Annotated in this window: 23 protein-coding genes; 18 read left to right on the forward strand and 5 right to left on the reverse strand. The window is 60.7% G+C overall.

Annotated features, from left to right (window positions below; all coding sequences use genetic code 11):
- Nucleotides 1-2: 2 nt before the first annotated feature.
- From ftsW to murB, 4 genes are read left to right on the forward strand one after another with little or no spacing between them, the layout of a single operon-like run.
- The gene (gene ftsW / locus AC0JZ8_RS12555) at nucleotides 3-1157 is read left to right on the forward strand and encodes a putative lipid II flippase FtsW (protein WP_062456173.1); all 1155 of its coding nucleotides are present in this window, start codon (nucleotides 3-5) and stop codon (nucleotides 1155-1157) included.
- Between the two features lie 4 nt (nucleotides 1158-1161).
- The gene (gene murG, locus AC0JZ8_RS12560; protein ID WP_062456176.1) at nucleotides 1162-2286 is read left to right on the forward strand and encodes an undecaprenyldiphospho-muramoylpentapeptide beta-N-acetylglucosaminyltransferase; all 1125 of its coding nucleotides are present in this window, start codon (nucleotides 1162-1164) and stop codon (nucleotides 2284-2286) included.
- Nucleotides 2283-3692 (forward strand): UDP-N-acetylmuramate--L-alanine ligase, encoded by a 1410-nt coding sequence (gene murC / locus AC0JZ8_RS12565; RefSeq protein WP_062581099.1) that lies wholly within the window; start codon nucleotides 2283-2285, stop codon nucleotides 3690-3692. The genes murG and murC overlap by 4 nt, the downstream gene beginning before the upstream one ends.
- A gap of 1 nt (nucleotide 3693) precedes the next feature.
- Complete coding sequence (murB, locus tag AC0JZ8_RS12570) at nucleotides 3694-4668, forward strand: UDP-N-acetylmuramate dehydrogenase (protein WP_471892635.1); 975 nt, start codon at nucleotides 3694-3696, stop codon at nucleotides 4666-4668.
- 454 nt (nucleotides 4669-5122) lie between these two features.
- Here the strand turns inward: murB and AC0JZ8_RS12575 are convergent, their stop codons facing one another.
- A complete protein-coding gene (locus AC0JZ8_RS12575; protein ID WP_062456185.1) occupies nucleotides 5123-6427 on the reverse strand; it encodes an MFS transporter in 1305 nt (434 codons plus the stop codon).
- A 394-nt stretch (nucleotides 6428-6821) separates the two neighbouring features.
- Here AC0JZ8_RS12575 and AC0JZ8_RS12580 point away from each other — a divergent pair, with 394 nt between their 5' ends.
- The 8 genes from AC0JZ8_RS12580 (at nucleotide 6822) to ligA (ending at nucleotide 18280) form a co-directional block, all read left to right on the forward strand.
- Entirely contained in the window at nucleotides 6822-7748 is a 927-nt protein-coding gene (locus AC0JZ8_RS12580; protein ID WP_471892636.1) for a D-alanine--D-alanine ligase, read from the forward strand.
- On the forward strand, nucleotides 7736-8656 hold the full coding sequence (locus tag AC0JZ8_RS12585; RefSeq protein ID WP_062456190.1) for a cell division protein FtsQ/DivIB: 921 nt from the start codon (nucleotides 7736-7738) through the stop codon (nucleotides 8654-8656). Before AC0JZ8_RS12580 ends, AC0JZ8_RS12585 begins: the two co-directional genes overlap by 13 nt.
- A complete protein-coding gene (ftsA, locus tag AC0JZ8_RS12590; RefSeq protein ID WP_062581091.1) occupies nucleotides 8653-9984 on the forward strand; it encodes a cell division protein FtsA in 1332 nt (443 codons plus the stop codon). Before AC0JZ8_RS12585 ends, ftsA begins: the two co-directional genes overlap by 4 nt.
- Before the next feature lie 82 nt (nucleotides 9985-10066).
- Nucleotides 10067-11827, forward strand: coding sequence for a cell division protein FtsZ (ftsZ, locus tag AC0JZ8_RS12595; protein ID WP_471892637.1), 1761 nt, complete (start codon nucleotides 10067-10069; stop codon nucleotides 11825-11827).
- 366 nt (nucleotides 11828-12193) lie between these two features.
- Nucleotides 12194-13150, forward strand: coding sequence for a UDP-3-O-acyl-N-acetylglucosamine deacetylase (lpxC, locus tag AC0JZ8_RS12600; RefSeq protein WP_092660624.1), 957 nt, complete (start codon nucleotides 12194-12196; stop codon nucleotides 13148-13150).
- A 192-nt stretch (nucleotides 13151-13342) separates the two neighbouring features.
- Nucleotides 13343-14209, forward strand: coding sequence for an outer membrane protein assembly factor BamD (locus AC0JZ8_RS12605; RefSeq protein ID WP_062456202.1), 867 nt, complete (start codon nucleotides 13343-13345; stop codon nucleotides 14207-14209).
- A gap of 40 nt (nucleotides 14210-14249) precedes the next feature.
- On the forward strand, nucleotides 14250-15923 hold the full coding sequence (recN, locus tag AC0JZ8_RS12610; protein ID WP_471892638.1) for a DNA repair protein RecN: 1674 nt from the start codon (nucleotides 14250-14252) through the stop codon (nucleotides 15921-15923).
- 179 nt (nucleotides 15924-16102) lie between these two features.
- Nucleotides 16103-18280: an NAD-dependent DNA ligase LigA gene (ligA, locus tag AC0JZ8_RS12615; RefSeq protein ID WP_471892639.1), complete on the forward strand. Its 2178-nt coding sequence runs from the start codon at nucleotides 16103-16105 to the stop codon at nucleotides 18278-18280.
- Between the two features lie 3 nt (nucleotides 18281-18283).
- Here the strand turns inward: ligA and AC0JZ8_RS12620 are convergent, their stop codons facing one another.
- A complete protein-coding gene (locus AC0JZ8_RS12620; RefSeq protein WP_471892640.1) occupies nucleotides 18284-18823 on the reverse strand; it encodes a GNAT family N-acetyltransferase in 540 nt (179 codons plus the stop codon).
- A 268-nt stretch (nucleotides 18824-19091) separates the two neighbouring features.
- Between AC0JZ8_RS12620 and AC0JZ8_RS12625 the strand changes: the two genes are divergently transcribed.
- Entirely contained in the window at nucleotides 19092-19688 is a 597-nt protein-coding gene (locus AC0JZ8_RS12625) for a 3'-5' exonuclease (RefSeq protein WP_162734954.1), read from the forward strand.
- Nucleotides 19689-19754: 66 nt separating this feature from the next.
- Nucleotides 19755-20252, forward strand: coding sequence for a CreA family protein (locus tag AC0JZ8_RS12630; RefSeq protein ID WP_062581078.1), 498 nt, complete (start codon nucleotides 19755-19757; stop codon nucleotides 20250-20252).
- A gap of 79 nt (nucleotides 20253-20331) precedes the next feature.
- Here AC0JZ8_RS12630 and AC0JZ8_RS12635 read toward each other — a convergent pair whose 3' ends face one another.
- Nucleotides 20332-20799: a chemotaxis protein CheW gene (locus tag AC0JZ8_RS12635; RefSeq protein WP_062457968.1), complete on the reverse strand. Its 468-nt coding sequence runs from the start codon at nucleotides 20797-20799 to the stop codon at nucleotides 20332-20334.
- A 123-nt stretch (nucleotides 20800-20922) separates the two neighbouring features.
- On the opposite strand from AC0JZ8_RS12635, the gene AC0JZ8_RS12640 reads away from it, so the two are divergent.
- The 3 genes from AC0JZ8_RS12640 (at nucleotide 20923) to AC0JZ8_RS12650 (ending at nucleotide 22725) form a co-directional block, all read left to right on the forward strand.
- Nucleotides 20923-21078 (forward strand): hypothetical protein, encoded by a 156-nt coding sequence (locus AC0JZ8_RS12640; protein ID WP_165699872.1) that lies wholly within the window; start codon nucleotides 20923-20925, stop codon nucleotides 21076-21078.
- A gap of 99 nt (nucleotides 21079-21177) precedes the next feature.
- The gene (locus tag AC0JZ8_RS12645) at nucleotides 21178-21777 is read left to right on the forward strand and encodes an SCO family protein (RefSeq protein ID WP_471892641.1); all 600 of its coding nucleotides are present in this window, start codon (nucleotides 21178-21180) and stop codon (nucleotides 21775-21777) included.
- A gap of 66 nt (nucleotides 21778-21843) precedes the next feature.
- Nucleotides 21844-22725 (forward strand): 50S ribosomal protein L11 methyltransferase, encoded by an 882-nt coding sequence (locus AC0JZ8_RS12650; protein ID WP_471892642.1) that lies wholly within the window; start codon nucleotides 21844-21846, stop codon nucleotides 22723-22725.
- A gap of 80 nt (nucleotides 22726-22805) precedes the next feature.
- Here the strand turns inward: AC0JZ8_RS12650 and AC0JZ8_RS12655 are convergent, their stop codons facing one another.
- A complete protein-coding gene (locus tag AC0JZ8_RS12655; RefSeq protein WP_062456227.1) occupies nucleotides 22806-22979 on the reverse strand; it encodes a hypothetical protein in 174 nt (57 codons plus the stop codon).
- 238 nt (nucleotides 22980-23217) lie between these two features.
- On the opposite strand from AC0JZ8_RS12655, the gene AC0JZ8_RS12660 reads away from it, so the two are divergent.
- Entirely contained in the window at nucleotides 23218-25053 is a 1836-nt protein-coding gene (locus tag AC0JZ8_RS12660) for an aminopeptidase P family protein (protein WP_471892643.1), read from the forward strand.
- A 6-nt stretch (nucleotides 25054-25059) separates the two neighbouring features.
- Here the strand turns inward: AC0JZ8_RS12660 and AC0JZ8_RS12665 are convergent, their stop codons facing one another.
- Nucleotides 25060-25383, reverse strand: a complete 324-nt coding sequence (locus tag AC0JZ8_RS12665) for an AzlD family protein (RefSeq protein WP_062457971.1) — start codon at nucleotides 25381-25383, stop codon at nucleotides 25060-25062.
- Nucleotides 25384-25392 lie beyond the last annotated feature (9 nt).

Consider the following 25392-nt stretch of genomic DNA (forward strand, 5'->3'; position numbering starts at 1 on the left):
ATATGGTAAGCCGCGCAGACCGTGGACCGCTCGCAGACTGGTTCTGGACGATCGACCGTTTTTTCCTGGCGGCCTTTATCATGCTGATGGGCATCGGGTTCATGTTGTCGTTTGCGGCATCGCCAGCCGTTGCCCAGCGCATCGGCCTCTCAGACTTCCACTTCGTCGAACGCCATGCGGTTTTCCTCATTCCGTCACTCGCCATCATGATCGGCCTGTCGTTCCTGACCCCGCGTCAGGTACGAAGGACCGCAATCGTGCTTCTTGCTCTTTCGCTGGCCGCGATGGTTCTGGCGTTGTTCTTCGGCGTCGAGGTCAAGGGGGCGCGGCGCTGGATCGGTGTTGGCGCGCTGTCCATCCAGCCGTCCGAATTCATGAAGCCCGCCTTCGTGGTGGTCTGCGCCTGGCTGTTTTCAGAGCACGCACGGCAGCCTGAAATTCCGGGCAATCTCTTCGCCATCATCCTGTTCGGCATCGTCGCGGCCCTTCTTGTCGCGCAGCCCGACCTTGGGCAGACGATCCTGACCAGCATCGTGTGGGGCGGCATGTTTTTCATGGCCGGCATGCCGTGGCTCTGGATCGTTCTGCTTGGCGGTGTCGGTGTCGGCGGTCTTCTTGCGGCCTATTACATGCTGCCGCACGTGACGGCCCGTTTCGACAAGTTCCTGACCGGCGAAGGCGACCGCTTCCAGGTGGAGACAGCGCATGAGGCGATCGTGCGCGGCAACTGGTTTGGCCAGGGGCCGGGCGAGGGCATCGTCAAGCGAATCCTGCCCGACAGTCACACCGACTTCGTGTTCTCCGTCGCGGCCGAGGAATTCGGCATCATCTTCTGCATGGCGCTCGTTGCAATCTTCGCCTTCATCGTGCTGCGCGGCCTCAAGCATGCCTTCAACGAGCGCAACGACTTCAACCGCTTTGCCGTCGCCGGTCTGGTGCTGCAGATCGGTATACAGTCGATGATCAACATCGGCGTCAATCTCGAGTTGATGCCGGCCAAGGGAATGACGCTTCCGTTGATCTCCTATGGCGGATCGTCGATGATCGCCATATGTGTGACAGCTGGTTTTATTCTGGCACTCACACGTCACCGGCCGGAACGGCGCGCGCAGGAACGTAGCTTGTTCCGCGTCGCGTCCGGAGTTCCCGCGGAGTAGGTATATGAGCAAGGGCATTATTCTGTTAGCCGCCGGGGGAACCGGCGGTCATCTTTTTCCTGCGGAAGCATTGGGTCACGAGCTGAAAGCACGTGGCTTTTCCGTGCATCTGGTGACCGACAGCCGCGCCGAGCGTTTTGCGGGCAAGTTTCCGGCGGATGAGATTCATGTCGTACCGTCGGCGACGTTCGGTTCGAAAAATCCGATCGCGATGGCGCGGACTGCCTGGAAGCTCTGGACCGGTCTTCGCGCCGCGCGCAAGCTTATATCGCGTTTGCGGCCGATCGCGGTCGTCGGCTTCGGTGGCTATCCAACAGTCCCGCCACTGATGGCCTCGACCGGCATGGGTGTGCCGACGATCATCCACGAGCAAAATGCGGTGATGGGCCGCGCCAACAAGGCGCTGGCTTCGAGGGTGCAGGCGATCGCTGGCGGGTTTCTTCCCGAAACGACCGGGACATACGCGGCAAAGACCGTAACGACCGGCAATCCGGTGCGTCCCGCGGTTCTGGAAGCCGCAAACGTGCCCTACGTCGCGTCGCGGGGAACTGATCCGTTCCGGCTCGTCGTGTTCGGTGGTAGCCAGGGCGCTCAGTTCTTCTCGTCTGCCGTGCCCACAGCCTTGAGCCTTCTCGATCAATCCGAGCGGGACAGGCTGGTTGTTACACAGCAGGCACGCCCCGAGGATCAGGGCCGTGTCGGCTCGTGCTTCGGCAAGCTGAATTCAAAGGTAGAAATCTCGCCGTTCTTCCCCGATATGGCCGAGCGTCTTGCGGCGGCGCATCTCGTGGTGTGCCGCTCGGGTGCATCGACGGTATCGGAGATCTCGGTGATCGGCAGACCGGCCATTCTGGTGCCCTATCCCTATGCTCTGGATCACGACCAGGCGGCCAATGCGGCGGCGCTCGTTGCGACCGGCGGCGCCGAGGTCGTGGCGCAGTCCGAGCTTTCGCCGGAACGCCTCTCGGCGATGATATCGTCTGCCATGAATGAGCCGGAGCGGCTGGAACAGACGGCGGCAGCCGCCAAGCGGGCAGGTCGGCCCAATGCGGCGATCGCACTCGCAGACCTCGTCACCGCGGTTGCTGAACGTAAAAATATTGCAGAATTCAAGGGAGTACGGGCATGAAGATGCCGAAGGCTATTGGCCTCGTTCATTTCATCGGCATCGGCGGGATCGGCATGAGCGGTATCGCCGAAGTGCTGCACAATCTCGGCCACAACGTTCAGGGCTCCGACCAGGCCGATAGCGCCAACGTGCAGCGCCTGCGCGACAAGGGTATCCCGGTTTTCGTTGGCCATACCGCCGAAAACCTCGGCGATGCGGAAGTCGTGGTCGTTTCGACAGCGATCAAGAAGAACAACCCGGAACTGGTTGCTGCGCGCGAAAAATCGCTGCCGATCGTCCGGCGCGCGGAAATGCTGGCGGAACTGATGCGCTTCCGCAATGCGATCGCGATCGGCGGCACGCATGGCAAGACCACCACGACCTCGATGGTCGCGGCATTGCTCGAAGCCGGCAATCTCGATCCGACGGTCATCAACGGCGGCATCATCAATGCCTACGGCACCAACGCCCGCATGGGCGAGGGCGAGTGGATGGTGGTGGAAGCCGACGAATCGGACGGTACCTTCCTAAAACTGCCCGCTGACGTCGCGGTTGTGACCAATATCGATCCGGAGCATCTCGACCACTACGGCAATTTCGACGCGGTGCGGGCGGCCTTCCGGCAATTCGTCGAGAACGTGCCCTTCTACGGCTTCGGCGTTCTCTGCCTCGATCACCCGGAAGTGCAGGCGCTGGTCGGCAAGATCGAGGACCGCAAGGTCGTGACCTACGGGGAGAACCCGCAGGCCGATGCGCGGTTTTCGAACATCCGCATGGAGGGTACCAAGTCGATCTTCGACGTGGAAATCCGTCGCCGTCGCACCGGCCGGATCTTCACCTTCAAGGATCTGGTGTTGCCGATGCCGGGCCGCCACAACATCTCCAACGCAACGGCTGCGATTGCCGTCGCCAACCGGCTCGGGATATCGGAAGAAAATATCCGCAAGGGTCTTGCGAATTTCTCGGGCGTCAAGCGCCGCTTCACGCTGACCGGCACTGTCGACGGCGTTTCCATCTTCGACGATTACGGTCACCATCCGGTCGAGATCAAGGCCGTGCTGAAGGCAGCGCGCGAGGCATGCCAGGGGCGTGTCATCGCCGTCCACCAGCCGCACCGGTTCTCCCGGTTGTCGAGCCTGTTTGACGATTTTGCGAATTGTTTTAACGATGCCGACAGTATCATCCTTGCGCCGGTGTATGCCGCGGGGGAAGATCCGATCGAAGGGGTCAATTCAGAATCGCTGGTGTCGCGGATCAAATCGAGCGGCCACCGCGACGCGCGTTACATGACCTCTCCGAGCGAGCTGGCTTCGATCGTCTCCGGCATTGCGAAGCCGGGGGATTTCGTGGTGCTTCTGGGGGCAGGCAACATCACGCAATGGGCTGCGTCGTTGCCGAAGGAACTTGAGAGATTTTCGGGACAGTAGAATGAAACAAGTAAATGGGGAAAAGCTGCTGACGTCACTCGGGGACGGCGTCAAGAACCTTCGTGGTCGTCTGACGCCGAATGCACCGATGGATCGGGTCACGTGGTTTCAGGCGGGCGGACTTGCCGAGCTGATGTTCCAGCCGCATGACGCCGAGGATCTCGCGACTTTCCTCAAGATGCTACCGCAAGAGGTCCCGTTGACCGTTGTCGGCGTCGGCTCCAATCTGTTGGTGCGCGATGGTGGTATTCCGGGCGTTGTGGTCCGTCTCTCTGCCAAGGGGTTCGGCCAGCTCGATCTCATGGGTGACAACCGGATCAAGGCCGGTGCGATCTGCCCGGACAAGCACCTCGCTGCGATGGCGATGGACAATGGTATCGGCGGGTTTGCCTTCTACTACGGCATACCGGGTTCGATTGGCGGGGCGCTGCGGATGAACGCCGGCGCCAATGGCGGGGAGACTGCCGAGCGGCTGGTCGAAGTCCATGCCGTCGATCGCGAGGGCAACGAGCATGTGCTTTCCAACGAGGACATGGGATACAGCTACCGCCATTCATCGGCTTCCAAGGACCTGATCTTCACCCAAGCGGTGTTCGAAGGGTACCCGGAGGACCGTGCCAAGATCCGCGCCGACATGGACGCTGTGCGCCAGCACCGCGAGACCGTGCAGCCGGTCAAGGAAAAGACCGGCGGCTCTACCTTCAAGAACCCGGAAGGCCATTCCGCCTGGAGCCTTATCGACGAGGCCGGCGGCCGCGGCCTGATGAACGGCGGCGCCCAGATGTCGTCGCTGCATTGCAATTTCATGATCAATATCGGCCATGCCACCGGCTATGATCTCGAATATCTCGGCGAGATGGTGCGCCAGCGCGTGTTCGACAAATCGGGCATCAAGCTGGAGTGGGAGATCAAGCGCCTCGGTATCTTCATGCCGGGCCGGGAAGTGCGGCCCTTCCAGGGTGCGACGACGGAGTAGCTATAACTAGTCCTTCTTCAAGGATGGGCGAATGACGCTGATACACAACGAGCGAACCAAACTTCTGGCGAATTCGCTGGACAGGCTTTCGACGGCCTGTGTGGCCGCGGGTTTCATAGCTCCGGCTGTCTCGCTTTCCAACGGAGCAGCGTCGGCTGGTATCTCGCTGTCTATCGCCCTTTCGACGCTGGCTTGGATTTCCGGCGGTTTGCTACTACATTGGGGTGCAAGACGTGCTCTTGGAGAGTTGATCTCATGAACGCACCCACTTTCTTCTTCCTGTATGTCCTGCCCTTTGTGATCGCTGGAGCGGGTTGGGTTGCCGTCTTGCTTGCGGAGCGAAGCAGCCGTCGCAAGCACCGGCTACATCCAGGAGAGTGACAGTTCACACAAAAAAAAGCCCGCGAAGTCAGAGACTTCGCGGGCTTTTTTGTCATTTTGATTCCGGTTTAGCTTAGACCTCGTCCTTGCCCGACAGGAGGATGCAGACCAGCGTGATCACGGCAGCGATGCCGAGATAGTAGCCGACATAGGCCATGCCGTAATTGGCCTGGAGGTAGGTTGCGATATAGGGCGCGAGCGACGCGCCGAAGATGCCGGCGAGGTTGAAGGTGATCGACGAGCCCGTATAGCGGACCGCGGTCGGGAAGGGAGCGGCCAGTGCCGTTCCGATAAGGCCATAGGTCATGCCCATCAGCACCATCGCCAGTACGACGAACAGGAAGATCATGCCTTCGCCATTGGTCATCAGTGCCGGCAGGACAAACGAGAACAGCCCGATCAGCACCGTCGTCACGATCAGCATCTCGCGGCGTCCGTAGCGGTCACCCAGCTTGCCAACGATCGGAATGAAAATGCCGAACACGATCGAGCCGAGCAACTGCACCTCGAGCGCATCGAGGAACGGCATCTTCAGGATCTTGACGTTGTAGGACAGAAGATAGGCCGAGCCGATGTAGAACAGCACGAAGGTTGCAAGCGCCACGAAAGTGCCAAGCGCCAGGCTGCGCTTGTGCGTGCGGAACAGTTCCACGACCGGGATCTCGACCCGCTCCTGCTTGTCGATCGTCTTCTGGAAGGCTGGCGTCTCGGTGATCGAGAGGCGTACCCAAAGGCCAACGGCAATCAGCAGGATCGATGCAATGAACGGAATGCGCCAGCCCCAGGATAGAAGCGCTTCCTGCGACATGAAGTGCAGCAGGATCCAGAACACGCCCGAAGACAGGAACAGGCCGACAGGAGCGCCAAGCTGCGGGAACATGCCGTACCAGGTGCGCTTACCCGGAGGTGCGTTTTCGGTCGCGAGCAGAACAGCACCGCCCCATTCGCCGCCGAGGCCAAAGCCCTGGCCGAAACGGCAAAGCGCCAGAAGCAGCGGTGCTGCCACGCCGATCGTCTCATAGGTCGGCAGCAGGCCGATGATCACGGTGGAAATGCCCATGGTCAAAAGTGCGGCAACCAGCGTTGTCTTGCGTCCGATCCGGTCACCGAAATGGCCGAACACGACGGCACCGAGCGGGCGGGCAAAAAATGCGATCGAGAAGGTTGCGAACGAGGCAAGCAGTGCGGTCGTCGGATCGCTGTTGGGGAAGAACAGCGCCGGGAAGACGAGGACCGCAGCCGTCGCGTAAACGTAGAAATCGAAGAACTCGATCGTCGTGCCGACCAGGCTGGCCGTCAGGACGCGTGCAGGAGAATTCATTGCAACATGCGCTAACGGCTCAGCTGACGGCGAAGCGGGAGGCGTCGCGTTTGTCATACTGATTCCAATTCAGGAGATTTAAATATGCGGCTCTCTAGGAGTACCGGCTGCGACATACAGCAGTTTTCTGACGAGTAAAACAAAAAACGCGCAATAAACGGCACGTTTTCACCCCTGGATCCATTGCGATCTTACCGCGCTCGAGCAGCTGTTCGAGCTCCATGTCCCGTGCGGTACCATGCGACCTCAAGTCCTGCATTAACCATTTCAAAATCTAATTTGTGCTTCAATTTCAGCCTGTTGGGTTCTCCCATTAAGGAAAGTAAACGATTTGTTAACCATTTTGGTGCACCAATAGCCTGGCGATCAGATCTGAGAAAGAATCGTTGGTCGTACAAGTTTGGCGCAAGCGATGTCGCTTAAGCCTAAAGCCCTTTTCCGGGAGTGGTTGATGAACGACATGCATGTGGCTGTATTGATGGGAGGGTTTTCCTCCGAGCGGCCGGTCAGCCTGTCTTCCGGCAACGCCTGTGCTGAGGCTTTGGAAGGCGAGGGTTACAAGGTGACGCGGGTTGATGTCGATCGTGATGTCGCAGCGGTTCTTGCTAGCCTGCGCCCGGATGTCGCCTTCAATGCGCTGCATGGTCCCTTCGGTGAAGATGGCACCATCCAGGGCGTGCTCGAATATCTCGAGATCCCCTATACGCATTCCGGCGTTCTGGCCTCCGCTCTCGCGATGGACAAGCAGCAGGCAAAGCACGTGGCTAAGGCTGCCGGTATTCCTGTTGCTGAAGCCAAGGTCATGGATCGCCATGAGTTTACCAATGACCATCCGATCGCCACGCCTTACGTCGTCAAGCCGGTGCGCGAAGGCTCGTCCTTCGGCGTCGTCATCGTCAAGGAAGGCCAGTCTCACCCGCCGCAGATCATTACCTCGCCGGAATGGAAATACGGCAGCCAGGTGATGGTCGAGCGTTATGTCTATGGCCGCGAGCTGACCTGCGGCGTCATGGGCGACGTGGCGCTGGGTGTGACGGAAGTCATCCCGAACGGTGATGCGTTCTACGACTACGATGCGAAATATGCCGTCGGTGGTTCGAGCCACGTCATTCCCGCACAAATTTCACCAAATATTTACCAAAAAATTCAATCCTTGGCGCTTGAGGCGCATCGGGCAATGGGGTGCCGTGGCGTCAGTCGTTCGGACTTTCGCTTCGACGACCGGTTTTCCGAAGACGGCGAAGTCATCTGGCTCGAAATCAACACCCAGCCCGGGATGACGCCGACCTCGCTTGTGCCTGAGATGGCTGTTCATGCTGGTCATACTTTTGGTGGTCTCGTCCGTTGGATGGTGGAGGACGCGTCGTGTTTGCGTTGAATAGCAAAAAAGCTGACGATCACGGCCGGGCAAACTATCTCGGCGCTGAAGAGCGTCGTGTACTGCCGCGTCCACTGCGCCGCGTCGTCCGCTTCGGCTTGAGCCTTGCGACGGGCCGCATCCATATCCCTGATCATACCGGCACGTTCGCGACTTTCGGTTTCTTCGCGGTTGTCGGCCTCTACGGAATGTCGCTTGGCGGTCATGCCCAGACGGTTGCTCAGGCGACGACAGCGGCCGTCGGTTTCGCCATCGAGGACGTTCGCGTCTCGGGCAATGACCAGACGTCGGAGATCGATATCCTTCAGCTTCTCGGTCTCGATGGCACGACCTCGCTGGTCGCTCTCGATGTCGATCAGGCGCGCCGCAAGCTGTCCGAGCTTCCCTGGGTTCGCTATGCCGAAGTCCGCAAAGTCTATCCGCGCACGATCGAAGTGATGCTCAAGGAGCGCGAGGCTTTCGGCATCTGGCAGAACGGGTCGGATCTCGCTCTGATCGAAAAGAACGGTTCCATCATCGCGCCGCTGCGGGACAGCAAGTTCGCTTCCCTGCCGCTGTTCGTGGGTCGTGAAGCAGACAAGGCCGCATCCGCTTTCGTCGATCAGATGGCTGCGTGGCCGGAGCTTCGCTCGCGGGTAAAGGCGTACGTCCGCGTCGCCGGTCGTCGCTGGGATTTGCATATCGACAACGGCGTTGTCCTGAAGCTGCCGGAAACCCAGGTCGAGACCGCGCTCAGCGTGCTGGCTCGTCTGGAAAAGGAAGAACGGATCCTGGAGCGTGACATCGCTGCCGTCGATCTTCGCCTGCACGACCGCACAACCGTTGAACTTACTTCTGCCGCCACCGAACGCCGCAACGAGGCAGTCGAGGCACGCACGAAGGCGTTGAAGAAGGCAGGAGAGACGTGAGTGTATTCGGTTCTTCCAATTACGGGCTTCCGCACATGAAGCCACTGTCTTCCAAGCGCAGCCACATCGTTTCGGTGCTCGACATCGGCTCGACCAAGGTCGTGTGCATGATTGCGCGGCTGACGCCAAAGCAGGAAAGCCAGATCCTGCCGGGTCGGACCCATCATGTCGAGATCATCGGCATCGGCCACCAGCGTTCGCGCGGCGTCAAGTCCGGCGTCATCGGCGATCTCGATGCGGCGGAAAGCGTCGTCCGTCTTGCGGTTGACGCTGCAGAGCGCATGGCCGGCCTCACGGTCGACAGCCTCATCGTCAATGTTTCTGCCGGTCGTCTGACCAGCGACGTCTATACGGCATCGATCGACCTCGGTGGACAGGAAGTCGAATCGGCCGATCTGAAGCGTGTTCTCGTCGCCGCCAGCCAGAAGTCGGCTCGCCAGGACCGCGCAATCCTTCACTCGCTGCCGACCGGCTTCACGCTGGATGGCGAAGTCGGGATCCGCGATCCGCTGGCGATGTACGGCGATATGCTGGGCGTCGATATGCATGTCGTCACCGCCGAGCGCGTGATGCTGCGTAACCTCGAGCTCTGCATCAACCGGGCGCATCTGTCCGTCGAGGGTATGGTGGCAACGCCTTATGCCAGCGGCCTTGCAGCCCTTGTCGACGACGAAGTCGAACTGGGCTGTGCAGCGATCGACATGGGCGGCGGCACGACAACAATTTCGGTGTTTGCCGAAGGCAAGCTCGTTCATACGGATGCGATCGGTCTCGGTGGCCATCACGTCACCACGGACCTTGCCCGCGGTCTTTCGACCCGGATCGAGGATGCCGAGCGGATGAAGGTCGTGCATGGCTCGGCCGTCTCCAACGGCGCAGACGACCGCGACATGATTTCGGTTCCACCGATCGGCGAGGACGACCGCGACCAGCCGACCCAGGTTCCACGCTCGCTCGTCACCCGAATCGTCAAGGCCCGCATCGAAGAAACGCTGGAACTGATTCGTGACCGGATCCAGAAATCGGGTTTCAGCCCGATCGTCGGCAAGCGCGTGGTTCTGACGGGCGGTGCCAGCCAGTTGACCGGCCTGTCGGAGACGGCCCGTCACATTCTGGCCCGCAATGTTCGTATTGGTCGTCCGATGGGCATTTCCGGCTTGCCGGCTGCCGCCAAGGGCCCGGCCTTTTCGACGGCCGTCGGACTGATGATCTACCCGCAGGTCGCGGACCTCGAAACACATGCATCCCAGAGCGGCCTGATCGGCTCGCTCGGAAATGGAAACGGCCGTCTCGCCCGCGTCGGGCAATGGCTCAAGGAAAGTTTTTGACCCGGGCTCTGCTCCCGGATCAGAGAAGTTGCAATGAATTGGCCAGCTCGGCAATGCGGCCACGAGAAGAAGGACAGGTACAATGACGATCAAGCTTCAAAAGCCTGATATTACCGAGCTGAAGCCTCGGATCACCGTTTTCGGCGTCGGCGGCGGCGGCGGCAATGCCGTCAACAACATGATCACCGCAGGGCTGGAAGGCGTCGATTTCGTCGTTGCCAATACCGATGCCCAGGCGCTGACCATGACCAAGGCCGAGCGGATCATCCAGATGGGTGTGCAGGTCACCGAAGGTCTCGGCGCAGGTTCGCAGCCGGAAGTCGGTCGCGCTGCCGCTGAGGAATGCCTCGACGAGATCATCGATCATCTTAACGGAACGCATATGTGCTTCGTCACCGCCGGCATGGGTGGCGGCACCGGCACCGGTGCTGCTCCAGTCGTTGCACAGGCTGCCCGCAACAAGGGTATCCTCACGGTTGGCGTTGTTACCAAGCCGTTCCACTTCGAAGGCGGTCGCCGCATGCGGCTTGCCGAACAGGGCATCCAGGAACTGCAGAAGTCGGTCGACACGCTGATCGTCATTCCGAACCAGAACCTGTTCCGCATCGCCAACGACAAGACGACGTTTGCCGACGCCTTCGCCATGGCCGACCAGGTTCTCTATTCGGGCGTTGCCTGCATCACCGACCTGATGGTCAAGGAAGGCCTCATCAACCTCGACTTCGCGGACGTTCGTTCCGTGATGCGCGAAATGGGCCGTGCGATGATGGGCACCGGCGAAGCTTCGGGTTCGGGCCGTGCGATGCAGGCAGCGGAAGCTGCTATCGCCAACCCGCTGCTCGACGAGACTTCGATGAAGGGTGCACAGGGCCTGCTGATCTCCATCACCGGTGGTCGCGACCTCACACTGTTCGAAGTCGACGAAGCGGCAACCCGCATCCGCGAAGAAGTCGATCCGGACGCCAACATCATCCTCGGCGCAACCTTCGACGAAGCGCTGGAAGGCATCATCCGCGTCTCCGTCGTTGCCACCGGCATCGACCGCGCCCATGGCGAAATCGACCTGCGTGCCGCTGAAATGCGCGCAGCCCAGAAGCCGATTATCCGTCCTTCGGCGGCCGTTGCTCCGGCTCCGGCCGCACAGCAGCCTGTCATGATGCAGGCACCGGTTCAGGCCGCAGCGCCTGCGCCAATGGCTCCCAAGGCAGTCGATCCGATCGCCGAGACCATCCGCCAGGCCGAAGCCGACATGGAACGCGAACTGGCTATCCCACAGCCGGTCTTGCAGCAGCCTGCAGCGCCCGCGCCGCAGCCTGTCATGCAGCAGCAGCCGCCGGCCGAAGAGGCTTTCCGTCCGCAGAGCCGTCTGTTCGCACAGTCTGCACCGGTTGAAGCCGCTCCGCAGGTTTCGCGCCCGGCTCCGCAGATGACGCAGCAGCCAGCACCGCGCATGACACAGCCGGTTCAGCAGGAACCTGTCTACCGCGAACCTGTCATGGAACCGGTCCGCATGCCGAAGGTCGAGGATTTCCCGCCGGTCGTTAAGGCCGAGATGGATCACCGCACGCAGCCTGCCAGCCATGTGCAGGAAGAGCGCGGCCCGATGGGTCTTCTGAAGCGAATCACCAACTCGCTTGGCCGTCGTGATGAAGAAGAGCATGTCGAACCGGCAGCCGCTCCGGCTCCTGTTCAGCAGCAGCGCCGTCCGCTGTCGCCTGAGGCAAGCCTCTACGCACCGCGCCGCGGCAACCTCGACGATCACGGTCGTACGGTTCCGCAGAGCTCGCAGCATGACGACGATCAGCTCGAAATTCCGGCGTTCCTTCGCCGTCAGTCGAACTGATTTGTGGGAGCGTCGCAGCGTCAGCGCGCGGCGTTCAACAAATGTCTGCAGAGCCCGGGTCGTTGCACCCGGGCTTTGTGTATCCGGACGCCTGAGGCGTTAAGGATTTTGTCCTGGACCTCCGGAAAAGTTGCCTTAATTCAGGTTGTTACCGGTAGACGTCCGCGTTTGTGCCTTGAGTCCTAACACCGCGTCATTCTGCGGGTTGGTGGCGTAACAATCCGATACGAACAGTGATTTGGAATGTTAAAGACGCCTGCGTATGTAAGACGATAAGTGATGCTGACATGAACGTTTGAGAGGCGTTGTCGCCGGTATCTAACCAAGCTCGATCCCAGACCAGGGGTCTTGAGAGAAGGCATTAGAATGACCATCGGATTGCTCGGTTTCCAGACCACCATCGCGGCCCCGGTTTCTTTGACCGGTATTGGCGTGCATTCGGGGTCTCCGGTCAGCATCACATTCCAGCCTGCTGAAGCCAATTCCGGTATCATCTTCGCGCGTCAGTTTGATGACGGATCTTCTGCCGAATACCGCGCCGTCTCCTCTCAGGTTGGACCGACCGATCTCTGCACGATCCTCGGTTCGTCGCCGGCCACCTGGGTTGCCACGATCGAACACGTGATGGCAGCACTCTACGCGCTCGGGATCGACAACGTGACTGTCGATGTCGATGGCGCCGAAATGCCGATCATGGACGGCAGCTCCTATCCTTTCATTGATGCGATCGAACAGGTCGGCATCGTCAATCTCAATGTGAAGCGTCGCTACATCCGTGTCATCAAGCCGGTCCGAATCGAATCGGGCGCGTCCTGGTCCGAGTTCCGGCCGCATGATGGTACCCGCTTTGAAGTCGAGATCGATTTCGCATCTCCGCTGATCGGCCGTCAGAGCTGGAACGGTGAACTGACCGCAGCGCGGTTCAAGCAGGATCTTTCACGGGCTCGTACATTCGGCTTCATGCGTGACGTCGAGCGCCTTTGGGCTGCTGGCTACGCTCTCGGTTCGTCGCTTGAGAATTCCGTCGTCATTTCCGATGACGAAACGGTCGTGAATGTCGAGGGTCTTCGCTATCAGGACGAATTCGTGCGCCACAAGACGCTGGACGCGGTTGGCGATCTTGCGCTTGCCGGCGCTCAGTTCATCGGCTGCTACCGCTCCTATCGCGGCGGCCACAAGATGAACGCCAATGCGCTGAAAGCTCTGCTCAACGATCCGACGGCTTATGAAATCGTCGAAGCGCCATCGTCGCGGGTTGCGCGCGTGAGGGCCGGAGATTTCGTTCCGGTCAGCGTCAGTGAACTGGCGCCGTCTTTTGCTTGAATAACAACTCCAGTCGACTTGGCCGCTTCCGTTGGAAGCGGCTTTTCTTTTGAATAGCCATGTGTGCTGCGGTCGGTGCCACAAAAATGCGTTAATGGGTGAGCATTGCGTTGCTCTGCCAATACTTTTATGGCTAGAACGACCTGCTTTCGGGCAGCAGGGCAAAACGGGCGGGACATCGGGAATTGTCGAATGGCGTATGCGAAGGCTGTAGAAATGCGTAGAGCGGCAAGGATCGCACTTGTATCGTTGGTGTTTGCGGGTGCCGGTCTCGGCCTTACCGCATGCCAGTCGGACAAAGACATCGACATCACCAAGCTCGGTTTCGAAAGCGAGTCGCCCGAGGCCCTCTACAATCAGGGCCTTGCCAACATGAAGGCGGGCAATATCGTCGAAGCGAGCCGCAAGTTCGACGCCATCGAGAAGCAGAACCCGTTCACCGAGTGGGGCCGCAAGGCGCTCGTCATGAGCACGTTCAGCAAGTATCGCATGGGCCGCAACGACGAGGCCATCACCGTCGGTAACCGCTATCTCAACCAGTACCCGCGCTCCGCAGATTCGGCCTACGTGCAGTATCTGGTCGGCCTTGCCTATTCCAAGCAGGTCGCCGACGTCACGCAGGACCAGAAGGCCGCCAACAACACGATCGATGCGATGACCAAGGTCGTCCGTGATTATCCCGATTCGGAATATGTCGAGGACGCGCAGGCGAAGATCCGCTTTGCGCGTGACCAGCTTGCCGGCAAGGAAATGCAGGTCGGGCGATACTATCTCGAGCGCAAGGAATATCTTGCCGCCATCTCGCGCTTCCGCAGGGTCGTCGAGACCTTTTCCAATACCAACCAGGTTGAAGAAGCCCTCGCGCGTCTGACGGAAACCTATTACGCGATGGGCATCGTCGAAGAGGCGCAGACCGCCGCAGCCGTGCTTGGCCGCAACTATCCGGACAGCCAGTGGTACGCAGACTCCTACAAGCTGCTTCAGTCCGGCGGTGTTCAGCCGCGCGAGAACAAGGGCTCGTGGATTGCGCGTGCCGGCGCAAAGCTCGTCGGCGCCTGAGACCTTTCAACCAAGTGCCTGACAGGATAGGCGAGGCCGCATGCTGATCCAGCTTTCGATCCGCGACATCGTTCTGATCGAGAAGCTGGACCTTGCCTTCGAAGCGGGCCTTTCCGTGCTGACCGGCGAGACCGGTGCAGGCAAATCCATCCTTCTCGACAGTCTTTCTCTGGCGCTTGGCGGCCGCGGCGACGGTGGCCTTGTGCGCCATGGCGAGGACAAGGGGCAGGTGACGGCGGTCTTCGACGTGCCGATGAACCATGCCGCCCGCAAGCTTCTGCGCGACAACGGCATAGACGACGACGGCGATCTGATCTTCCGGCGTATCCAGTCGGCCGACGGGCGCACCCGCGCTTCGATCAACGACCAGCCGGTCAGTGTGCAGATGATGCGCCAGGCGGGGCAGGTTCTGGTCGAGATCCACGGCCAGCACGACGATCGCGCTCTGATCGATACCGGCGCCCACCGGACGCTTGTCGATGCGTTTGCAAACCTCAACGATGAGGTTCTCTCGGTTTCCCACCTCTACAAATCCTGGCGGGATGCCGACCGGACCCTGAAGACGCATCGCGCCAAGGTGGAGGCCGCTGCACGCGAGGCCGATTATATCAGGGCCTCGGTCGAGGAACTGGAAGCCCTCTCGCCCCGCGACGGCGAGGAGGACGAACTGGCCGAGCAGCGCTCGAAGATGCAGAAGTCTGAGCGCATTGCCGGTGATATTTCGGAAGCGTCGGAATTTCTCAACGGCAACGGTTCGCCCGTGCCGCTGATCGCCTCCATGGTGCGGCGCCTCGAGCGCAAGAGCCACGAGGCGCCTGGCCTGCTGGAAGAGACCGTCGAGCTGCTGGATCAGGCGCTGAACCATCTTTCGAACGCGCAAATGGAAGTCGAAACGGCGCTTCGCCGGACCGAGTTCGATCCGCGTGAATTGGAACGGGTCGAGGAACGGCTGTTTGCCCTGCGTGCCGCCGGCCGCAAATATTCGGTCGCCGTCGTCGATCTTCCAGCGCTTGCCGAGAAGATGGTGGCTGACCTTGCCGATCTCGATGCCGGCGAGGAACGGCTGGGTGAGCTGGAAAAGATCGCGGCCGCCGCGAAAGAGGAATTCGATCGGGCGGCACTCGTTCTCTCGGACAAACGTAAAGCGGGCGCGGAGACGCTGGCGGAAGCGGTGATGCAGGAATTGCCAGCGCTGAAGCTGGAACGGGCTCGCTTCATGGTGGAGGTGACCGCCAATCCGGAGGCTGCGGCAGCCGAGGGTATCGATACGGTCGAATTCCACGTCCAGACCAATCCGGGCACGCGCCCCGGGCCGATCATGAAGGTCGCGTCCGGCGGCGAGCTGTCGCGCTTCCTGCTGGCGCTTAAGGTCGCGCTTGCCGATCGCGGCTCGGCACCGACGCTCGTCTTCGACGAAATCGACACCGGTGTCGGTGGTGCGGTGGCGGATGCGATCGGCCAGCGGCTGAAGCGTCTGTCGGGCACCGTGCAGGTGCTGTCGGTCACCCATGCGCCGCAGGTGGCGGCGCGCGCCGCAACGCATCTTCTGATCTCCAAGGGTCCGGCCGGCGACGGTTCCGACAAGATTGCCACACGGGTGGCGACTATGGCGCCTGAAAACCGCACTGAGGAAATTGCCCGCATGCTGGCCGGCGCTTCGGTAACGGACGAGGCGAGGGCGGCCGCCAGAAGCCTGCTTGCGGGCAACGGCTAAACGGTTATCCGGCAGTCGCGGGAGCGTGCGGGCAGGCTCACCCGGACAGGGCGTAACGCAATCCCGTATCCCGGAACGATGCTGCATCTCGTGGTGTCCAGTCACAGGCGAGATGGGCGCTGCTTCTTCCAATCTTCTCAAATTGCACTAGAAATGCCGTTGAAGATGGAGATTCCCGCATGGCCGCCGACCAGACCCCGACCGAGACCCCTGTTGATGACTTGACCGAACAGGCAGCGGCCGACGAGCTGGAGCGACTGGCGCGTGAACTTTCCCATCACGACGAGCTCTACCACGCCAAGGACGCGCCTGACATTTCCGATGCCGATTACGACGCGCTGAAGAAGCGCAATGCGGCGATCGAAGAGCGTTTCCCGCAGCTGATCCGGGCCGATTCGCCGTCCATCAGGGTTGGTGCGGCACCTCTGCCGACGTTTGCGCAGATCACCCATTCGCGACCGATGCTGTCGCTCGACAACGCTTTTGCCGATGACGACGTCCGCGACTTCGTGAACTCCGTCTACCGCTTTCTCGGCCAGATGCCGGATGGTTCGATTGCGTTCACGGCCGAGCCGAAGATTGACGGGTTGTCGATGTCGATCCGCTACGAGAACGGGATTCTCGTCAATGCCGCGACCCGTGGCGATGGCACGACGGGTGAAAACGTCACGGCCAATATCAAGACGATCAAGGAAATCCCCAGCAAGCTTCCGAAAGGCGTTCCCGCGGTCGTCGAGGTTCGCGGCGAAGTCTATATGGGCAAGAGCGATTTCCTGGCGCTCAATGCTGAGATGGAAGCGAAGGGCAAGCAGCTCTACGTCAATCCGCGCAACACGGCGGCAGGCTCACTGCGCCAGCTCGATGCCAAGGTGACGGCCAGCCGCAAGCTGAAATTCTTCGCCTATGCCTGGGGCGAGATGTCCGAGCCGAACGATCTGCCGAGCACGCAATACGAGATGGTGCAGACCTTCAAGGACTGGGGTTTCCCGGTCAATCCGCTGATGAAGCGGCTGAATTCGCTCGAGGATATTCTCGGCCATTACCGCGAGATCGGCCTTGAGCGTCCCGAACTCGACTACGATATCGACGGTGTCGTCTACAAGGTCGACCGGCTCGATCTGCAGGCGCGCCTTGGTTTCCGCTCGCGCTCGCCACGCTGGGCGACGGCGCATAAATTCCCCGCCGAGCAGGCGTTCACGACGGTCGAGAATATCGACATCCAGGTGGGCCGTACCGGTGCGTTGACACCGGTGGCGCGACTGACCCCGATCACCGTCGGCGGTGTCGTCGTCACCAATGCGACGCTGCATAACGAGGACTATATCAAGGGTATCGGCAATTCCGGCGAGCGGATCCGCGAGGACGATCACGACATCCGCATCGGCGACACCGTGATCGTGCAGCGTGCCGGCGACGTCATCCCGCAGGTTCTCGACGTGGTCATGGAAAAGCGGCCGGCGGATGCCAAGGCCTATGAGTTTCCCAGGAAATGTCCGGTCTGTGGCAGCCATGCGGTGCGCGAGAAGAACGAGAAGACCGGCAAGCTCGATTCGGTCACCCGCTGCACCGGCGGCTTCGTCTGCCGCGCGCAGGCGACCGAACACCTCAAGCATTTCGTGTCGCGCAATGCCTATGACATCGAAGGGCTGGGCGCAAAACAGGTCGACTTCTTCTTTGAGGCGGAAGACCCGGCGCTGCAGATCCGCACTGCGCCCGACATTTTCACGCTGAAGAAACGTCAGGAAACATCGCAACTGCTGAAGCTCGAAAACATCGACGGGTTCGGGAGAATCAGCGTCAGGAAGCTGTTCGACGCGATTGACGAGCGGCGCTCGATCGCGCTCAACCGCTTCATCTACGCCCTCGGCATCCGCCATGTGGGCGAGACGACGGCGAAGCTTCTGGCGCGCCACTACGGCACCTACGAGGCGTTTGCCGAGGCCATGAAGGAAGCGGCCAGTCTCTCCGGGGATGCCTGGGCTGACCTCAACAATATCGAAGGCATCGGCGAGATCGTCGCCCGCGCCATCGTCGAGTTCTTCAAGGAGCCGCGTAACCTCGACGTCGTGACGCGTCTCCTCACCGAGGTGACGCCGCAGGCGGTGGAACAGATCGCGGCCTCGAACAGCCCGGTTGCCGGCAAGACGGTCGTCTTCACCGGCTCTCTGGAGCGCTTTACCCGCGACGAGGCAAAGGCCCGTGCCGAGGGGCTTGGTGCCAAGGTGGCCGGTTCCGTTTCCAAGAAGACCGACTATGTCGTTGCCGGCCCCGGCGCCGGTTCCAAGCTCGACAAGGCAAGGGAACTCGGCGTCGAGGTGATGACGGAAGACGAGTGGCTGACGTTTATCGGTGGCTGAGCATCAGGTTTTCAGCCGCGCCATTGCATAGGCGTCGACATAGTGCCCGTCGCGAAAGGCGTCGTCCCTGAGATGCCCTTCGATAACAAAGCCGTAGCGCTCGTAGAGCCTGATGGCGTCTTGGTTGTCGGTGAAGACGTCGAGCTCCAGGCGGTGCAGGTTCAGCCAGTTGTCGGCAAGGTCGATCGCGGCCTTCATCAAGGCCGAGCCGACACCGCGGCCGACAAAGTCGTCGTGAACGCCCATGCCGATCGTCCCGACATGCCGGCGGCGGCCCTGTAGCGGACCGAGGAAGATGTCGCCGATGATGACGCCGTCCATGTCAGCCACGAGCTTCTTTGCGCCGGGCGCCGGGTTTTCCAGGTATTGGCGCGTCTCAGCCACGGCCTGATATGGCAGCCTCAGCGTGCCGTAGCGATATCCGGGAAGATTGGCGAGGGCCGTGATGGCCGCCGCATCGTCAGGTGTCGACGACCTGATGACGTAACCTCCCAGCCGTTCGGCTCGGGGTGGCTTTTCCTGGATTTCGTCGCTTGAAGACATCTTTGCTCTCCTTCAGGTATGACCGAGGCAGAGCGGACCAGCCGATCCCTGCCATCTCCGGCAGGGTGGTGGACGGATGTTCGACTAACGCGCCAAACCCGCCACACGCCCTGCAAGGCGGATGGTCATGGTAAGACGGGTAAGGGCGATAGCGTTCATCATGGTCACATTGGGCCTGACAATGATGTGGAGGTCAAGATGCAGGCGGGGATGCGCTTTGCCGAATCGCTCCATCCGGCATAAAAGTCCGATGACCGAAGATTAGGGTATGACCTTGAAGACCATTGCGATCGATTTCGAAACCGCCAACGAACAGCGCGGCAGCGCCTGCTCGGTGGGTCTTGCGTGGATCGAGGATGGTCGCGTGGTGCGGGTCGAGGAACGGCTGATCCGGCCGCGGGATATGCGGTTTTCGTCCTTCAACATCGCCATCCATGGGATCCGGCCCGACCATGTCGAGGATGCCGGCGAGTTTCCCGAAGTGATGGACGAGTTCATCGACGATTTTCGTGGCGCGACGATGATCGCCCATAATGCCGCCTTCGATTTCAGCGTCTGGCGGGCCTGTCTCGACCAGTACCGGCAGTCCTATCCGGAACTGTCTTATCTCTGCAGCGTCAAGATGGCGCAAAAAGTCTGGCCGCACCTGATCTCGCACAAGCTCAATATCCTCGCGCAGCACCTGGGGCTGAGCTTTCTGCATCACAATGCGGCAGAGGATGCGGCGGTCTGTGCCGAAGCCTCGATCGCGATTGCACGGTCGCTTGAGGTCATGCATATCCACGATATTCCGACCGCGATCGGCATGCGGGCAGGGCGGTTGTTTTCCGGTGGCTATGATGCCTGCACATTGCGCAAGCAGTGATCACTTGTAACCCCGCTGCCGAAGCTTATCTCTGATCACGTATCGTTGACTGGAGATTTTGCCACTATGACTCGTTCGAGCCGCCGCCTTGCCGTTCTCGCGACCGCCGCTATCCTCGGCGGTCTTGCCGTTCCCGCTCTTGCCCAGGTGGTCGGCAAGGTCGGCGTCGACTGGATCGGCAACGACATCATCGTCGAGGCGGTGCAGGACCCGAAGGTGAAGGGTGTCACCTGCCACGTCACGTATTTTGATCGCAGCGTCATCGACAGGCTGAAGAACGGCAAGTGGTTCGAGGACCCGTCCAACAATTCTATCTCCTGCCGCCAGACCGGGCCGATCGAGATTGGTGACATCGAGCTCGACGACGGTGGCGAGGAAGTGTTTCGCCAGGGTCGGTCGCTGATCTGGAAAGACCTTCTGGTCAAGCGGATCTACGACAAGCCGAACGATACGCTGATCTACCTTGCCCATTCGCGACAGGTTGTCGAAGGATCGGCGAAGATGGCGATCTCCAGCGTGCCGCTGTTCAACCAGCCGGTGACGTGGGAAAAGGGCAAACCCTGATCCGCTCTACGTCCTGACGTAAGAAAACCGGGCTCCTTTCGGAACCCGGTTTTAACTAGGACAGCTCTAAGGCTTACGATCAGGCGGCTTCGCGCGACAGTTCGTCTGCAATGACGGTGTCGAGGTTCAGGAAGCAGACCATGGTCTTTTCCAGGGCAACGATGCCGCGGCAGAAATCGCGCTGGGCTTCCGGAATGATTTCCGGTGCCGGCTGCAGATCTTCGCTTCTGATCGTCATCATGTCGGAGACCTGTTCGACCAGAAGGCCGACCAGCTTGCCGGCGATGTCGGTGACGATGATCGCCGAACGCTCTGATGGTTCGGTCATCTTCATGCCGAGGCGGCAGGCCATGTCGATGACCGGGATCACCGCGCCGCGCAGGTTGATGAGGCCAAGCACGTAAGGCGGAGTATGCGGCATCGGAGTGACCGGTGCCCAACCGCGAATTTCGCGGATCGCCATGATGTCGATGCAGAATTCCTGGTCTCCCAGGTGGAAGGAGACGATTTCGAGATAGGCTCCCGACTGCTTGATGGCGTTACTCATGTCGATCATCCTGATGTCGTTTTTTTGAAAGTCTCACGTCCCCGTTAAACTTCCCCTAATCTTTGCCGCCTCAACGCGCTTTTTGTTCTATTTCCCGGCCGGTCGACGATGCTATAGTGGGTCATGCAACCGATCGCTCCATCGCTTCGACTTCCGGTTTTTCTGATCGCCGCGCTTGCCGCGATGCTGATCGGCGTCCTCGCTTTTGTTGGTTGGGCGCAGCACGGTTCTTCCATCTTCCTCGCGATGGCCGAGGGGACGCTCTCCTGGTGCATGTGATGGCTACGTCTGTGAAAACGCGGTGGTGATTTGCAACAATCGTCGTCTGCGGCTATCAGCGGTCACGATCGCAACTGATGACGCAGCAGGCAAACTACGATGAAGACTTTCCGAATTGTACTTTGGCTCGCCGTCGTCATTCTGGCCGTTGTTCTGGCCTGGCTGACCCTGGAGGTCACGCGCTCGAAGCAGCAGGTGGCCGAAGGGCCGTTCGGTGTCCCGTTCGAACTTGTGGCGCAGGACGGCAGCCCGATCACCGAAGCAGCGTTCCGCGACAAACCGACTGCCGTGTTCTTCGGCTTTACCCATTGCCCGGAAGTCTGCCCGACAACGCTGTTCGAGCTGAACACCTGGCTGCATCAGGTCGATCCCGATGGCACCAAGCTCAACGCTTACTTTGTGAGCGTCGACCCGGAGCGCGACACGCCGGAGCTGATGGGACAGTATGTCTCGAATGTCTCCGACCGTATTCGCGGTATCTCAGGCCCGCCTGCCAAGGTGATGGAGATGGTCAAAGGGTTTCGCGTGCTTGCCCGCAAGGTGCCGGTGGATGAGAAAAACCCTGGCGGCGATTACACGATGGACCATACGGCATCGATTTTCCTCCTGAAGGACGGCGGCCGTTTTGCCGGAACGATCGCTTACGGCGAGGATCCTGCAGCGGCGGCGAAGAAGCTCGAGAACCTGACCAAGGGATAAGTCGCTTGAGGCGGATGCCTTATCTGTGGCAAAGCTTGCCGCGAAGATTATGAAAGGCGACTTCCTTTGAGTGAAATCCGGCTTTACGTGACATCCACCGAAATCGGTTCGGCCGAGATCCTCGACCTCCTGTCGCTGGAGTTCGGCGAAGAGGACGTGGCGATTGCCACGACCGAGGTGGACGAGAAGAAGAATATCTGGGAAGCCTCCGTCTACATGATGGCGGACGACGAGGAGGTCTTCAGAGAACGCATCGCAAAGGCGATCAGCGAGGATTTCCCCGATCTTTCGATTGCGATGGAGGTTATCCCGGATGTCGACTGGATTGCCAAATCGCTCGAAGGGCTCAAGCCTGTCAGGGCAGGGCGGTTTCTGGTTCATGGCTCGCATGACCGCGACAAGGTCAAGATCAACGACATTGCCATCGAGATCGATGCTGGACAGGCATTCGGGACCGGCCATCATGGCACAACGGCGGGGTGCCTCGAGGTGATCGACACGGTCGTTCGAGCGACCGAGCCGAGAAATGCGCTCGATCTGGGAACGGGCAGCGGCGTTCTGGCGATTGCGGTGCGCAAGTTGCGCAACATCCCGGTTCTTGCAACGGACATCGATCCGGTCGCCGTTCGGGTTGCCAAGGAGAATGTTCGCCGCAACGGCATTGCCAGCGGACTGCGGCTGGAGACGGCACCTGGTTTCCACTCCTCGGCCTTTCGCCAGGACGGTCCGTTCGACCTCATCATCGCCAATATTCTGGCGCGGCCGTTGATCAAGATGGCGCCGCAGCTGGTGACGCATCTGACACCGGGCGGATCGGTGATCCTGTCCGGTATTCTAGCCGAGCAGCGCTGGAAGGTGATTTCCGCTTATGCAGGCGCCCGCTGCCGGCATGTGCGCACGATCTGGCGAAACGGCTGGGTGACCATGCATTTCGTGCGAGGCATGTGACGGGCCATGGGCTGGCCTGTCAGGTTCTGTAGGCTTGCCGGCACACCGAGTTGCGTGCCGGGTATCGCGTCGTCCTCAGATCAGAAGATGTAACGGGTCGCACCCTGGCGCTGAAGTTCTTCGCGCGTCGTGCCGAGGCTCTTCAGCGTCGCATCATCAAGGCCAAGCATTGCGCCGTTGACGTAACGGGAGACCTGACGCTGACGGGCTTCGACCACGCGGTTCATTGCATTGCGGAGAAATGAGTTGGCCATCGTGTTCGTCCTTTTCAAAGTGATGACCCCAGAAGTCATCGAACATTGACGACACCTTAGATGATAAAAAATGAGGCAGGCAGTGGGTCTGCATCATGTGTGGCATGCGTCGGCTGCATGGATAGGTTCCTGACACTGACTGCCCTGTCACGTATCTGCATAGGATACTGGCGGCGGCGCGGGGAAATGTTCTAACATGGCGGCCATCAGTCGGAATCAAACCAGCCGGAATTCACTCATGTTTCAATCGTTCGAGACCAAGTCCGCCCCGCAGTTCGGCCGCGAAAGGGTGACTGCCCTGCGCGACGGCTTTGCCGAACTCGGCATCGACGGGTTTCTCGTGCCCCGCGCCGACGAGTATCAGGGCGAGTATGTGCCTGAGTCGGCCGAGCGCCTGTCATGGTTGACCGGCTTTACCGGATCTGCCGGCATGGCGCTCATCACGCAGCGTGAGGCGATCGTGTTCGTCGATGGACGTTACGTGACGCAACTGGCCGAACAGGTTGACGGAACTGTGTTTTCCGGCGGCGATCTGGTCGGCGAGCCGCCGCATGCCTGGATTGCGAAACATGCGCCGAAAGGGTTCCGCCTCGGCATCGACCCTTGGCTGCATGCCGGTGCGGAAGTGCGCAGGCTGGAAAAGGCGCTTGCGGAGATCGGCGGCACGCTGGTTTCGCTGGCCCACAATCCGCTCGATGCGATCTGGAGCGATCGCCCTGCGGAACCGGTTGGCGCGTTGACCATCCAGAGAGAAGAGTTCGCCGGAAAGCCGGCCTGCGACAAGCTGAGCGAGATCGCGCGCCAGACCGAAGCGAAGGGACTGTCTGCGGTACTGATCACGGATCCGTCCTCCGTCGCCTGGATCTTCAATGTTCGCGGGGCTGACGTGCCGCACACGCCACACCCGCTCGCGCGCGCGATCGTCTTTTCAAACGGCAAGGCAGAACTCTTCATCGATGCGGCGAAGCTCGGGAGCGAAGAGGCGGCCTACCTGGACGCTCTCGCCCTCCGGCGGGATCCCTCCGAGTTCCTCGGCCGTCTTGCCGAGGTCTCCAAAAACGGCGCCCGCATCCTGATCGATCCGGATTTGACACCGCTCGCGCTGACGGCTGCAATCGTCGCAGCCGGCGGCGAGGTGGTCGAGGGGATCGATCCGGCGAAGCTGCCGCGCGCCTGCAAGAATTCGGCGGAACTCGATGGATCTGCCAAGGCGCATCTGCAGGATGGCGCGGCTGTCGTCGAGTTTCTGTGCTGGTTGGATGGCCAGACGCCGGGCCCAATCACCGAGATCGATGCGGTAAAGACGCTGGAAGCGACCCGGGCCCGCGTCGGCCAGAGCATGCAGAACCCGCTGAAGGACGTTTCCTTCGATACGATTTCCGGTGCCGGAGAGCATGCTGCGATCATGCATTACCGGGTGACGTCCGAAAGCAACCGGCAGATCCTACCCGGCGAACTGTTCCTGATCGATTCGGGTGCGCAGTATGTGAACGGCACGACGGATATCACCCGCACGGTTGCGGTCGGCTCGGTTTCCGAGGATCGCAAGCGCTTCTTCACGCTGGTTCTGAAGGGCATGATCGCCATCAGCACGGCGAAGTTTCCGAAGGGAACGCGCGGCTGCGATCTCGATCCGCTCGCTCGGATCGCGCTGTGGAAGGCGGGGGCGGATTTCGCGCATGGCACGGGACACGGCGTCGGGTCCTATCTCTCCGTGCATGAGGGGCCGCAGCGTATCTCGCGGATGTCGACGCAGGAGCTTCTGCCCGGCATGATCCTTTCGAACGAGCCCGGCTATTACCGCCCCGGCGCCTTCGGGATCCGGATCGAGAACCTGATCTTCGTGAACGATGCCGCGCCTGTCGAGGGTGGGGACATGCCGGTTCTGTCGTTCGAGACGCTGACCTGGTGCCCGATCGATCGCCGCCTCGTCGTCGCCTCGCTGATGACCTCGGAAGAACTGCAGTGGCTGAACGACTATCACGCAGAGGTGCGCGAAAAACTGATGCCGCTGATCGACAAGGATTCGGTCAAGACCTGGCTCACTGCTGCGACGGCGCCGATCTCCGGCTGAACCGGATTACATGCCGATACCGAAACCGTGCCGGGCGGCCATGACTGCCGCCCAGCCGACGACGAGGACCATGAGGCCCGGAAAACGCAAGCCGAACACCAGCGCCGCGATCATCGCAATGCGCACGTCCCAGCCGCTGTTGACGAAGGGTGGAGCGACGAGTGTCACCAGAACGGCGGCCGGCACGGCGTTGAGGGCCGATTCCACCCGTGGCGGTATGCGTTTCAGGCTGTTGACAAGGATGTAGCCGCCGAGCCGCGTGGCGTATGTCGCAATTGCGGCCATCAGGATCAGGGTGACGGTCTGGCTATCGACGGAGAAGGCGCTCATGCCGGTTTC

The sequence above is a fragment of the Velazquezella soli genome (assembly GCF_977018685.1).